Below are 12616 nucleotides of genomic sequence, written 5' to 3'. Positions count from 1 at the left end.
CCCCTCCGCTGGGCCAGTTGCTGACCGCGGCGGTGGGAGCCGCCCCGGATGAGGTATCGATCCGCTACAACCCGACCGGCGCGCCCGCCCAACAGCTGGAGCTGACCTACCCGGAACTAGACGAACAGTCCACGCACGGGTCGTCGATGATGGACCCGGTGCCGCGGCATTCGTCGCATGGTTCGCTGAAACCGAACGCACCCTGGTTCCGGCTCACCACACCGCTGCCGTTGCAGATCGGGCACACCCGCGGGCTGGTTCCCGGACGCGATTTCCTCATCGTGGATCATGCCCCGGGCCCGGGCGGCGCCTGGCAGTTCCGCTGGCCGTCGCTCACCCTCAGCACCGCCCGAGGCCGGGCCCCGTTCACCCACACACAACCGGGCCCGGCCTCCACACCGGGAAATCGACTGCCCGGATGCCGCCGGCACGGCATCCGGGTCCCGGGATCAGTGCGCGACGGCCTTCTCCGCGCCGACGCCGGTCAGTGCCCTGACCTCCATTTCCGCGGCCTTGGCCGGATCCTCGTCACCACCGAGATAGGTGCCCACCACACCGAGCAGGAAGGCCAGCGGGATGGAGACGATGCCCGGGTTCGACAGCGGGAACCAGTCGAAATCCATACTCGGCAGCATGGCGCTCGCCGATCCGGATACCGCCGGCGAGAACACGATGAGCACGATCGTGGAGATCAGCCCGCCGTACATGCTGAACAGTGCGCCCCGGGTGTTGAAGCGGCGCCAGAACAGCGAGTACAGGATGGTCGGCAGATTGGCCGAGGCGGCGACCGCGAAGGCCAGCGCCACCAGGAACGCGATGTTCTGCCCGTTGGCCAGGATGCCCAGCGCGATGGCCAGTACGCCGATCACCACGGCGGTGATCCGGGAGACCCGCACCTGGGCGTTCTCGTCCACCTTGCCGCGGCGGATCACGTTGGCGTAGATATCGTGGGCGAACGAGGCCGAGGCGGTGATGGTGAGTCCGGCGACCACCGCGAGGATGGTCGCGAAGGCCACCGCGGAGATCACTCCGAGCAGGATCACCCCGCCCAGTTCGAAGGCCAGCAGCGGGGCCGCCGAATTCTGCCCACCGGCCGCGGACAGGATGCGGTCGGGGCCGACCAGGGCCGCGGCGCCGTACCCCAGGACGAGGGTGAACAGGTAGAAGGCACCGATCAGGCCGATCGCCCAGACCACCGAGCGGCGTGCTTCTTTGGCGGTCGGCACCGTGTAGAAGCGCATCAGCACATGCGGCAGGCCCGCGGTACCGAGTACCAGGGCAAGACCCAGCGACAGGAAGTTGAGTTTCGACATCTCGCTGCCGCCGTATTGGGCGCCGGGCGCCAGTACGTCGCGCGCGGCGACCTTCGGATCGGTGGATCCGGCGATGGCACTCTGGGCGCCGCCCAGGATGTCGGACGGGTTGAAACCGAATTTCGCCAGCACCATCACGGTCATCACGGCCGCACCCGCGATCAGCAGGACCGCCTTGATGATCTGCACCCAGGTGGTGCCCTTCATCCCGCCGACCAGCACGTAGACGATCATCAGCACACCGACCACGGCGATCACCACGGCCTGCCCGGCCTCACTCGATACGTCCAGCAGCAACGCCACCAGACCGCCGGCCCCGGCCATCTGCGCGAGCAGATAGAACAGCGATACCGCCAGCGTCGTGATCGCGGCCGCGGTACGGACGGGGCGCTGCTGCAACCGGAAGCTCAGGACATCGGCCATCGTGAATTTGCCGGTATTGCGCAGCATTTCGGCCACCAGCAGCAGGGCCACCAGCCAGGCCACCAGGAAGCCGATCGAGTACAGGAATCCGTCGTACCCGTAGACCGCGATGGCGCCGGCGATACCCAGGAAGCTCGCGGCGGACAGATAGTCGCCGGCGATGGCGACCCCGTTCTGCGGGCCGGTGAATCCGCGACCGCCGGTGAAATAGTCGGTGGCGCCGGAGGTGTTGCGGCCGGCCCAGAACACCACGACCATCGTGACGACGACGAACAGGGCGAAGATGCCGATATTGGCCGCGGGGTTACCGACCGTACCCTCGGCGGCGTACAGCGTGGTCACGACCCGCTTCCTTCCAGTTCGGCGCGCAGCGCGGCCGCGCGCGGGTCCAGTTCCCGGTTGGCGAACCGGACGTAGAGCCCGGTGATGAGGAAGGTGGAGACGAACTGTCCCAGGCCGAGCAGCAGCCCGATATTGACCTCACCGAAAACCTTGGTGCCCATGAAATCGTGTGCGTAGGCGCCGAGCAGCACATAGCCGAGATACCAGAGCAGGAACAGGGCGGTCATGGGGAAAATGAAGCGGCGCAGCCGATTGCGGAGTTCGGCGAACTCCGGGCCGGCTTGTACTGCGACGAAATCGGGGGGCGCCGTGGGCTGCCCGCCGCTGTCGTCGAGATCCGTATCGGTCATGCTGTATCTCTCTCTGCATGCCCGAGGGGCCCTACGTGGTCACGCAAGCTACCGCCTTCGGGCCCTGACTCGGTCATGCCGGGTCCTCGCAATGTGATGTGTGTTACCTGAACTGAAGTTAGCGAGCCCGGCACAGCGGCAACAGATGTGATGGCGGTCACTCGGTGAAGGTAGGCGACTATGCGGTGAATGGTCGCTGTGACGCGATGAGCGGTCGGGCCCGAACTGCGGATCGACCCGCGGCGGTGTCAGCGATCCGAGCGCGTGCCCGGCTCACGGTCGGCGCCCATACCGAGCCGTTCCGGCGCGTGCATCCGGACGAAAACCCGGCCCAGCTCCGCGGGTTTCGCGGTGAACCGGCTGACCAGCACCATCGTCCCGAACGACAGCGGTACCGCGACCGCCGCGGGATAGCCGGATATCGCGGCCGGCCACCCGCCGGCCAGTTCCGGGGAGATACCGCCGAATACCGAGACCACCGTCGCGCCGCCGGCTACCACACCGCCGGCCACCAGCCCCGCCACCGCGCCTGCCGCGGTGAGCCCACGCCACCAGATCCCCAGTACCAGCAGCGGGCACAGGGTGGATGCCGCGAGTGAGAAGGCCAGCCCCACGGTGCGCGACAGGTCGAGGGAGACCACCGACAGCGATAACGCCAGCGGAACCGCCCCCGCGGCCAGCGCCGCCAGCCGGAAATCGCGAATCCGCCCGCGCAGCACATCCGTGCTCAGCACCCCCGCGATACTGACCACCAGCCCCGAGGAGGTCGACAGGAATGCGGCCATCGCCCCAGCCGCAACCAGAGCGGCCAGCAACTGCCCCGGCAATCCGGCCAGCGCCGAGGACGGCAGCAGCAGAACCGCGGCATCGGAGGTCCCGGTGATCAGCAACTGCGGTACGTAGAGGCGGGCGAACACCCCGAGCAGGACCGGGAACAGGTAGAACACTCCGACCATCGCGATCACCGTCAGCGCGGTCGCGCGCGCGGCCCGGCCGTCACGATTGGTGTAGAAGCGGACCAGGACGTGCGGGAGACCCATGGTGCCCAGGAAGGTCGCGATCATCAGCGAGTACACCTGGTACTGCGGATGGGGTCCGGCGAAACCACCACCCGGCCGTAACCAGTGCGCCCCGTCGGCCGGCGCACCCGCCACCACCGGCACCGCCGATCCCGGTTCGAGGACGAGCCGGGTATCGCGCGCCAATTCATGGGCGCCCGCGGTGAGCAGCACCGGACCGTCCACCGGACGATCGTCGAGTTCCCCGTGCACCGAAACCCATTGCGGTGCCGGTAACTGCACCAGTACCGGCGTCGTCACGTCCACGGTGGTGCGTTCGACGACCGTCGGCGGGGCCGCCGCGCCGATCTCGCGTTCCTCCGCGCCGCTACCGAAGAAATGCCCGAGCAGGACGAGAGCGGGTAGCGCCACCGCGGTCAGCTTCAGCCAGTACTGGAAGGCCTGGACGAGGGTTATCGAACGCATCCCGCCGCCGACCACATTCGCCACCACGATCGCGGCGACCGCCACCGCCCCGACCCACCCCGGCACCCCGAGCAGAATGCGCAGGGTCAAACCCGCGCCCTGGAATTGCGGGATCACGTACACCGCACACACCAGCACCACCACCAGGGCGGCGAACCGGCGGGCCCGCGGCGAACCCAGCCGGAACTCGGCGAAATCCGGCACGGTGTAGGCGCCGGACCGCCGCAGCGGCGCGGCGACGAACAGCAGTAACGCCAGGTAGCCCGCCGTGAACCCCACCGGATACCACAGGGCGTCGGCACCGTACTTGGCGATCAACCCCGCCACACCGAGAAAAGACGCGGCCGAAAGGTACTCGCCCGATACCGCGGCGGCATTCCACCGGGGTCCGACGCTGCGCGAGGCCACCAGGAAATCGGAGGTGGTGCGCGCCCAGCGAACCCCGTATACGCCGAGGGTCACCGTCGCGACCGCCGCCGCCAGCAGCGCGGCGACGGTGAGCCCGGACGAGTTCACCGCTGCTCCCCCACACACCAGGAGCCGGAGTATCCGGTACCGGCTGTCGTCGACCCCGGCACTTCGTCAATCCCTCGTGAGTTCGAGGAAGTCGTGCTCGTTGCGTTCGGCGAGCCGCACATAGATCCGGCCGGTCAGCCACAGCAGCGGATACGCCGCCCCACCCAGCAACAGCCACGGCAACCGGATCCCGAGCACCACCGTCTCGGCGACCGCGGTCACCCGGAACAGCAGCGGTAGCGCCGCGAGAAGCAGTGCCATCACCAGCGCACAGGTCAATGCCAGCCCGAGTTGCGCGCGGATCAGGCCGCCGATCAGCGCCGCCCCGATCTCGGTCTGCTCGGCGACCTCGACCCGCGTGCGGACCCGCCGCGCGCCGCGGCGTTCGGCGAGTACCACCCGCTCACGCGGGCCTTTGGGGGGCGGCCCGATCATCGCCGGTCCGGATGCGGGCCCTGTACCAGCCGCTGTTTGAGTTCGCGGACCTGCCGCCGGCTCACCGGGAGCTCCACCTGTCCGGCGCCGCGCAGGCAGACCCGGGTCGCGGCCCCGACCGTGCGCAGGCCGGTGACCCGGTCCAGCGCCACCAGATACGACCGGTGCACGCGCAGGAAGCCGTCCCGCCAGCGGTCCTGCAATGCCGACAGCGGGATCCGGACCAGGTGCGAACCGGTATCGGTGTGCAGGCGCGCATAGTCGCCCTCGGCCTCCACCCAGCTCACCTGTGACCGGTGCACCAGCGTGGTCACGCCACCGAGTTCCACCGGGATCACCTCGTTGTTCCCGGCCGGCGCCGGATCCGGTCCGGTGCGGGCGCGCCGCTCGGCGACCCGCCGCAATGCCGCGCCGAGCCGAACCTGTCGCACCGGTTTGAGCAGGTAGTCCACCGCGCCGAGATCGAACGCGGCCACCGCGTGATCTTCGTGGGCGGTGACGAAGACGATAGCCGGTGGATCGGCGAATTCGGCGAGCACCCCCGCCAGTTCCATACCGTCCAGGCCCGGCATATTGATATCGAGGAACACCACATCGGCGCCGTGCGCGCGCAGTATCCGCAGCGCACCGGTGGCATCGGCGGCGCCGTGGAGTTCGGTCACCGCGGGTTCGGCGCGGAGCAGATACAGCAGCTCGTCCAGCGCCGGCGGCTCGTCGTCCACGGCCAGCACCCGCATCCGCCCGACCTTTCCTGCTACATCGACCCGATCATGGTAATCATCGGTACCGGGCGGCGGGGGCGGGTCCGGCTATCCGGTCGGCAACGGCCACCGCGGTCAGGACCCGAGCTGGTCCATCCGCCGCTGCATTTCCTCCGGCTCGATATCTTCCACATGGGTGGCGACCGTCCACTGATGTCCCCACGGGTCGACGAACGAACCGGTGCGGTCGCCGTAGAACTGGGTCTCCGGGGCGCTGATCTCGGTGGCCCCACCCGCCAGCGCGACGGCGTAGGCGGCATCCATATCCGCGACGTACACGTACAGGTTGACCGGTGTACCGCCGATCGAATGCGGGTCGCGGAAAGCCATATCGGGCGCCGGATCGCCGAGCATCAGCACGGAGTTGCCGATGAGCAGCTCGCAGTGCATCACCGTGCCGTCCGGCCCGGGGATACGCATCCGCTCGGTGGCGCCGAAGACACGTTTGTAGAACTCGACCGCGTCGGCGGCGCCGGCGATCGCCAGACCGGGCGAAATGGTCGGATAACCTTCGGGGATCGGGGAGACATCAGACATCACAAGACCTCCGGTCTCGGATCGAATTGTCGAATACTGCGAGCTTAGGCCCCCGCGGCACCGATCGCCGGTGTCCGACACAACCCGGCCGGGATCAGTCGCCCCAGCTCACGTTCGTCTCGATGACCTGCCGCAACTCGGTCGCGTTGCGCGGGTTGCGGTAGGACTGGTGCCCGCCGAGGGTGATCGACCCGGCCACCGGAAGCGGCAGCCCCAGGTCGACGGTGATCTCGCCGCTGCCCTGCATCGCGTAGTCCTCGATATCGAGGGTCCCGGCCGCGTTCGGCAGATCCCAGGTACTCGATTGCGGCGTCTGGGTGACATCGAGCCGGATGGACAACCGGCCCCCGTCCCGATCCACGAGCGTGGCCGTGGTGACCTGGTCCAGGTCGACCCCGCCGCCGACCGTCTGCCGTACCTGCCATACCGCGCCCACCCCGACCGGTTCGTCCGGGAAGGTGATGGACCGGTAGACCGCCTGGTAAAAAGCCTGTTCCAGCGCGACGCGTGCCGAATTCGACGTTTCCGGGGAGGGCGCCAGCCGGAGCGCGGTGATACCGCCGAGTTCGCTCATCTCCAGCCCGGCATGGGAACCACCGGCCGCGGTGAGCGCCTCCGACAGCGCCGGATCGGGGGTGGTGACCTCGCCGAGGGTCAGTTCCACCCCGTCGGAGTCCGCGGTGGCTGTCATCGGGATGGTGAGCGCGGGACTGGAGAAATCGCGGACCTGCTGGGCGTCGATCTGCTGCTGGATGTGGTGATCGGTGCGCAGGGTCACCGCTTGGATCGTGCCGTCGTAATAGGAGGGGCGCAGTAGCGTTCGGGGCTCGCTACCGGGATCGACCACGTTCACCTGCGCCGCGGCGATCGGCACCGTGACCTCGTTACCGATACCCAGGGGTTCGGTACCGTCCGCCTCGGTCGCCGAGTCCCCCGTATCGCTGCAACCGGCCCCGAAAGTGGTCAGTCCCAGCGCGAGAACCAGCATCAGCACTCTGGACCGCGCCTGGCGGACCGAAGGTAGCGAACACAACACCGTCACGCCCGACAGCCTACGAGGCGTTCCTGAGGAAGGGCTGGGACATTCGCGGCAACCTGTCCGGGGCACACGGCGGGGTCCGCAGGATGTACGCGTGCGGGTGCCCACGTGCCGGGCCCGGCTGCCTCGAGAGATGATGGTCGGCGTGACTGAGGACCGTACGCGCGAGCAGGACCCCGACCGCCCGAGTGGGGACGGATATCAGCCCCGCCAGCGGCTGCCGCTGCTGCTGACGATCGCGGTGACCCTGTTCACGCTGGATCTCATCACGAAGATCGTGGTCGTCCAGCAGATCCAGCCCGGTGAACGGATCTCGCTGATCGGGGATTTCGTCCAGCTCGTTCTGGTCCGTAACCCGGGCGCCGCGTTCTCGATGGCCACCGGGATGACCTGGCTGCTCACCCTCATCGCGGCGGCGGTCGTGATCGGTGTCCTGCGGATCGGCCGCACCCTGCGTTCGCCGCTGTGGGCGATCGGCCTCGGCGGGGTGCTGGGCGGCGCGTTCGGCAACCTGGTGGACCGGTTGTTCCGGGCGCCGGGCCCGATGCAGGGGCATGTGGTCGACTTCTTCTCGGTCGGCTCCTTCCCGGTGTTCAACGTGGCCGATTCCTCGATCGTCTGCGGCGCCATCCTGCTGGTGGTGCTGACTGTGTTCGGTTTCGAGCCCGACGGCACCCGCTACAAGCGCAACACCCCCGCCGAGGACGCCACCGCCGCCGGGGCGACACCGCCCACCCCCACCCGGCCCGGCCCGGACGACGACCCCGGCAGCGGAACCGGCGCATCCCCGGCACCCGATCGTGACGAATCCACCCGCGACCCGGAACCCGAGGCGTCCGCCGCCCCGGCCGCCCGTACCGGCGAGGACACTGCCGCATGAGGGAGACACGGACCATGCCCGTCCCCGACGGGCTCGACGGCATGCGGGTGGACGCCGGACTGGCGCGGTTACTGGGCCTGTCCCGTACGGCGGTGGCCGCCCTCGCCGAGGAAGGGTCGGTACAGCTCGACGGTGTGGCCGCCGGAAAATCCGATCGGCTCATCGCCGGTGCGTGGCTGGAAGTGGTGTTCCCCGAACCCCGCCGCGAGCTGACCATCGAGGCCGAGCCCGTGGAGGGGATGAAAATCCTCTACGCCGACGACGATATCGTCGCCGTCGACAAACCGGTCGGCGTCGCGGCCCACGCCGGCGTCGGCTGGACCGGGCCCACCGTGGTGGGCGGCCTGGCCGCGGCCGGGTACCGGATCTCCACCTCCGGCGCCCACGAACGGCAGGGCATCGTGCACCGGCTCGATGTCGGCACCTCGGGGGTCATGGTGGTCGCACAGTCCGAGCACGCCTACACCGCGCTCAAACGCGCCTTCAAACAGCGCACCGTGGACAAGCGCTATCACGCACTGGTGCAGGGTCACCCCGATCCCAGCAGCGGCACCATCGACGCACCCATCGGCCGCGCCCGCGGTGGCGAGTGGAAATTCGCGGTGACCTCCGACGGCCGGCCCAGCGTCACCCACTACGACACGGTGGAGGCGTTCCAGGCCGCCAGCCTGCTCGATATCCATCTGGAAACAGGCCGCACCCACCAGATCAGGGTGCATTTCTCGGCGATCCGGCACCCCTGCTGCGGAGACCTCACCTACGGTGCGGACCCGCGGCTGGCCGAACGGCTCGGGTTGCAACGGCAATGGCTGCACGCCCGCGCACTGGGCTTCCAGCATCCGGCCGACGGCCGCTACCTGGAGATCACCAGCGACTATCCCGACGACCTCGCGGGCGCCTTGCGGACCTTGCGCGAGGCCTGATCCGCCGTGCCCACCGACCAGGACCCCGCGCAACCGCAGCCCGTACGCGACCGCGGCCGGTTACGGGCCCTGGGCTTCGGTGCCGCGGCCGCGGTCAGCGCGGCGATCGTCGTGGCGCTCGGTATCACGACCCCGCCCGTCCCGGACGCGGTCTCCACCGACCGGCTCGGCCCTGACACCGGGGAAGCGATCGCGGAATACCTCGACCGGGCCCGTGATTCGCTGTCCGGCCCCGACGACGGTGACCGCTGGGCGCTGGTGTCGTTCGCCGACTACCGGCCCGCCGCCGCGCTCCCCGGCCTGTCGGGTGGTGTGCGAGTGAGCCAGGCGCTGTATCAGGTGCCGCTCCCCCGGGTGGCGACCCCGTTGGTGGCGGTACAGGTTCCCGAGAATGCGGCAGCGCTGGAACGGTCCGGTACGGACGCGGCCTGGCAGCTGGCCGACCGCCGCCGTTATACCGCCGAGGGCACCCGGGGCGCCCAGGTCCTGGATGTATCCATCGCCCGGCTACGCGCCGGCTGTGCCTGCGCACCCGGACTGGTCGTGCGGGCGCCGCTGTCGCGGCTGCGCGAACTGGCGGGCCGGCCCGGAGTCCGGGCGGTCCAGGCGCTCCCGGCGGATGCCGTCGCCGAACGGTTCGCGGTGGCACCATTGCTCCCCGACAGCGCGGACCCGGTCGCCCCGCGGCCCGACGACGGCCTCGTCCCGGCCGGCTGATTCAGAAATCCAGGCTCACCACACCGTCGAGATACCGGCGGCACCGGCCGCTCAACAGCACCCGGTCACCGGCCAGTTCGACCCCCAGCGTGCCGCCCCGCCGGGACAGCTGCCGGGCGACCATGCGCTGCCGCCCGAGTTCGGCGCCCCACAGCGGCGCGAGCTGCGCATGTGCCGAACCGGTCACCGGGTCTTCCGGGACACCGGCACCCGGTGCGAAGAACCGCGAGACGAAGTCCACCTCGTCGCCGCGTGCGGTCACGATCACACCGCGGGCCAGCGGCGGGAACGCGCTCAGCGCCGGCGCCAGATCCCGGACGTGCCGCTCGGATTCCACCACGAGCACCACATCGGTGCCCGTGAACGCTTGCACCGGTTCCACCCCGAGCGCGGCCGGCAGCGCCGGATCGGGTTCGGCCGGCGTGGACGCGACCACCGGCAGATCCAGGATGTAGACATCGTCATCCGTGCGGTCCACTCGCAGCCAGCCACTGTGGGTGAAGAAACTGACCCGGTCCTCCCCGGGCGCGATATCGGTGAGGATCTGCGCGGCACTCGCCAGCGTCGCATGCCCGCACATCGTCACTTCCACGGCCGGGGTGAACCAGCGCAGGTGGTAGGCGGGCCCGTCGCCGGGCGGCGGTCCCGCTTCCGGAGGCAGGCGCGAGGTGTAGAACGCGGTCTCGGCGAGGTTGTTCTCCTCGGCCAGCTGTTGCAGCACGCTGTCGGGTAACCAATCCGGTAACGGCATGACCGCGGCCGGATTCCCGGAGAACGGTGCGTCGGCGAACGCGTCGATCTGGTGCAGCAGAACCTCCATGCCATGAAGGTACTCCAGCCGTGAATAAGCGCCCTGCACAAGCCATCTGGGCCTCTACGGAGGCTGCTCCCGCCCCGCTCAGGCGACGGTTCGCCGGTCGGGGCGGGGTGTCGCGAGCAACCCGGCGAAGTACGGCTGCTCAGGCACCTGTTCGCGGCGCGCGCCACATCGGCCACAGATCCGGCCCGCCGGGGACGGTGATCGTGCCGGTCACCTCGAACCCGAACCGTTCGTAGTAGCCGATATTCACCTCTTTACTCGATTCCAGGTAGGCCGGTATACCGTCGCGATCGCATTGCTCGAGCCGCCTGTTCATCAGGGCGCGCCCGTACCCGCCGCCACGTTGCGCCGGGTCCGTGCCGATGGTCGCGAGATACCAGTGCGGTTCGTCCGGGTGCGCGGCGGTCATGAGGTCCACCAGCTGTTTCCCGGCCCGCATCCGGCTGCCGAACGCCCGCACCATCTGCGGAAGCATCCGCAGCTCGGTCAGCGGCGAGGTTTTCCACCGGCCGGGCGGATCCCACAGTGCGGCACCGGCGATCGCTCCCGCCGAATCCACGGCGATATCCACACCGCCGGAGGCGAAATGCTGATGCCGGGTCTGAGCGCCGAACAGTCGCACCAGGCCCTGCGCCCGCTGCTGCGGGCGGGGCAGCATCCACTCCATCACCGGATCGTCCTGGAAGGCGGCGGCCAGCGTGCGCGCCAGCGCGGCGATCTCGTCGCGGCGCGCCGGCCGGACGTCGGGCTCCATAGACATCTGTAGTGTCCTATCTCTCGACGAAGAGTTGGCTGCCCCGCAGCCGGACAGTCCCGGCTCGGCCCGCAGCGGTAGCGACCACGGCGCGCGGAGACCGTGACAGTAACCCGGCACGGTGACAAGTTCCGCCTCCGCCGCACACGAGGTATGCGGTGCGTTATCCACCGGCGACGATTCAGGATTCGCCCGGGGCCGCGGGGATCAGTTTGTGCGATTCCCCGCGAAGTGTCGCGCTCACCCACCAGGCAACTTCCACCAGGACGATACCGACGGCACCGCAGACGAAAGCGGCGGTGGTGAGGGCGATGTTCGACGGGTCGAGTGCGAAGAACTCCCGGGTGAACGGCACCGTGAACAGCACCAGGTACGCGACCACGGAGACGACCAGCAGCACGATCTTCCACCAGTTGTACGGCCGGGCAACGATCGCCAGTACCCAGACCGCGATCATGATCAATGTGATGAGCGCGGTGGTACCGGCCTGCATCTTCTGTTCGTCGCTGGCCTCGGGCCCCGCGTAGGCGATGAGATAGGCGACGAAGGTCGCCGTACCGATCACCACACCCGACGGGATCGCCAATCGCATCACCCGACCGACGAAACCGGATCGGGCGCGTTCGTTGTTCGGGGCCAGCGACAGGATGAAGGCGGGGATACCGATGGTGAACCAGGCCGCGATCGTCACATGCCGGGGCAGGAACGGGTAGCCGATCGGGTCGTAGCCGAAGATCTGCGAGCCCACCCCCGCCGCGCCCACCAGGAAGGCCAGCAGGACCGAGTACACGGTTTTGGTGAGGAACAGATTCGAGACGCGTTCGATATTGCCGATGACCCGCCGGCCCTCACCCACCACGTACGGGAGGGTCGCGAATTTGTTGTCCAGCAGGACGATCTGCGCGACCGCGCGGGTCGCGGGACTGCCCGCGCCCATGGCGACACCGATATCGGCGTCCTTCAGCGCCAGCACATCGTTGACCCCGTCACCGGTCATCGCCACGGTATGCCCGCGCGACTGCAGCGCGCCGACCATGGCGCGTTTCTGGTCGGGCCGCACCCGGCCGAAGGTGCTCTGCTGTGCCAGTACCCCGGCCAGTTCGTCCCGGTCCTCGGGCAGGGTGCGGGCGTCGACGGCGTGGTCACCACCGGGCAGGTCGAGCGAGGAGGCGACGGCACCGACCGAGACGGCGTTGTCACCCGAGATGACCTTGATGGACACGTCCTGACTCGCGAAATAGTCCAGGGTGTCGCGGGCATCGGGCCGGACCTTCTGCTCCAGCACCACCAGCGCCACGGGCGTGATCGTGCCGGGCGCATCG

At 69.2% G+C, this 12616-nt stretch carries 13 protein-coding genes and 2 pseudogenes; 4 read left to right on the top strand and 11 right to left on the bottom strand.

Annotated elements, in window-relative coordinates; translation table 11 throughout:
* Positions 1-115: 115 nt before the first annotated feature.
* Positions 116-271 (bottom strand): annotated as a pseudogene (locus QH196_RS14145) (zinc finger domain-containing protein); the annotation flags it as partial.
* Between QH196_RS14145 and QH196_RS32540 the strand changes: the two are divergent.
* Positions 252-386: pseudogene (locus QH196_RS32540) on the top strand (pyridine nucleotide-disulfide oxidoreductase); the annotation flags it as partial. The pseudogenes QH196_RS14145 and QH196_RS32540 sit on opposite strands and share 20 nt — an antisense overlap.
* Before the next feature lie 63 nt (positions 387-449).
* Here the strand turns inward: QH196_RS32540 and QH196_RS14140 are convergent.
* The 7 genes from QH196_RS14140 to QH196_RS14110 all read right to left on the bottom strand — a co-directional run bounded on the left by QH196_RS14140 (position 450) and on the right by QH196_RS14110 (position 7149).
* On the bottom strand, positions 450-2078 hold the full coding sequence (locus QH196_RS14140) for a solute symporter family protein (protein WP_280416241.1): 1629 nt from the start codon (positions 2076-2078) through the stop codon (positions 450-452).
* The gene (locus tag QH196_RS14135; RefSeq protein ID WP_280416240.1) at positions 2075-2428 is read right to left on the bottom strand and encodes a DUF485 domain-containing protein; all 354 of its coding nucleotides are present in this window, start codon (positions 2426-2428) and stop codon (positions 2075-2077) included. The genes QH196_RS14140 and QH196_RS14135 overlap by 4 nt, the downstream gene beginning before the upstream one ends.
* A gap of 248 nt (positions 2429-2676) precedes the next feature.
* Positions 2677-4428, bottom strand: a complete 1752-nt coding sequence (locus tag QH196_RS14130; protein WP_280416239.1) for a cation acetate symporter — start codon at positions 4426-4428, stop codon at positions 2677-2679.
* Positions 4429-4494: 66 nt separating this feature from the next.
* Positions 4495-4863 carry a hypothetical protein gene (locus QH196_RS14125; protein ID WP_280416238.1) on the bottom strand — a complete coding sequence of 123 codons (369 nt, stop codon included), beginning with the start codon at positions 4861-4863 and terminating at the stop codon, positions 4495-4497.
* Positions 4860-5600 (bottom strand): LytR/AlgR family response regulator transcription factor, encoded by a 741-nt coding sequence (locus QH196_RS14120; protein WP_280416237.1) that lies wholly within the window; start codon positions 5598-5600, stop codon positions 4860-4862. The genes QH196_RS14125 and QH196_RS14120 overlap by 4 nt, the downstream gene beginning before the upstream one ends.
* 99 nt (positions 5601-5699) lie before the next feature.
* Complete coding sequence (locus tag QH196_RS14115; RefSeq protein WP_033245118.1) at positions 5700-6161, bottom strand: VOC family protein; 462 nt, start codon at positions 6159-6161, stop codon at positions 5700-5702.
* Positions 6162-6255: 94 nt separating this feature from the next.
* On the bottom strand, positions 6256-7149 hold the full coding sequence (locus tag QH196_RS14110) for a hypothetical protein (protein ID WP_280416244.1): 894 nt from the start codon (positions 7147-7149) through the stop codon (positions 6256-6258).
* Between the two features lie 187 nt (positions 7150-7336).
* On the opposite strand from QH196_RS14110, the gene lspA reads away from it, so the two are divergent.
* Genes lspA through QH196_RS14095 form a run of 3 tightly spaced genes read left to right on the top strand, consistent with a single transcriptional unit; the run spans position 7337 to position 9720 of the window.
* Positions 7337-8080 carry a signal peptidase II gene (gene lspA / locus QH196_RS14105; protein ID WP_432279491.1) on the top strand — a complete coding sequence of 248 codons (744 nt, stop codon included), beginning with the start codon at positions 7337-7339 and terminating at the stop codon, positions 8078-8080.
* On the top strand, positions 8077-9003 hold the full coding sequence (locus tag QH196_RS14100) for an RluA family pseudouridine synthase (RefSeq protein WP_280416236.1): 927 nt from the start codon (positions 8077-8079) through the stop codon (positions 9001-9003). The genes lspA and QH196_RS14100 overlap by 4 nt, the downstream gene beginning before the upstream one ends.
* 6 nt (positions 9004-9009) lie before the next feature.
* Positions 9010-9720 carry a hypothetical protein gene (locus QH196_RS14095; protein ID WP_280416235.1) on the top strand — a complete coding sequence of 237 codons (711 nt, stop codon included), beginning with the start codon at positions 9010-9012 and terminating at the stop codon, positions 9718-9720.
* 1 nt (position 9721) lies between these two features.
* Here the strand turns inward: QH196_RS14095 and QH196_RS14090 are convergent, their stop codons facing one another.
* The 3 genes from QH196_RS14090 to QH196_RS14080 all read right to left on the bottom strand — a co-directional run.
* The gene (locus tag QH196_RS14090; protein ID WP_280416234.1) at positions 9722-10540 is read right to left on the bottom strand and encodes a PhzF family phenazine biosynthesis protein; all 819 of its coding nucleotides are present in this window, start codon (positions 10538-10540) and stop codon (positions 9722-9724) included.
* A 139-nt stretch (positions 10541-10679) separates the two neighbouring features.
* Positions 10680-11294 (bottom strand): GNAT family N-acetyltransferase, encoded by a 615-nt coding sequence (locus tag QH196_RS14085; protein ID WP_280416242.1) that lies wholly within the window; start codon positions 11292-11294, stop codon positions 10680-10682.
* A 181-nt stretch (positions 11295-11475) separates the two neighbouring features.
* A partial coding sequence (locus tag QH196_RS14080; RefSeq protein ID WP_280416233.1) for an HAD-IC family P-type ATPase occupies positions 11476-12616 on the bottom strand: 1141 nt, incomplete at its 5' end.

Source organism: Nocardia carnea (assembly GCF_029868325.1).
GTDB lineage: Bacteria > Actinomycetota > Actinomycetes > Mycobacteriales > Mycobacteriaceae > Nocardia > Nocardia carnea_C.
This window is presented reverse-complemented; position numbering and strand designations above follow the sequence as displayed.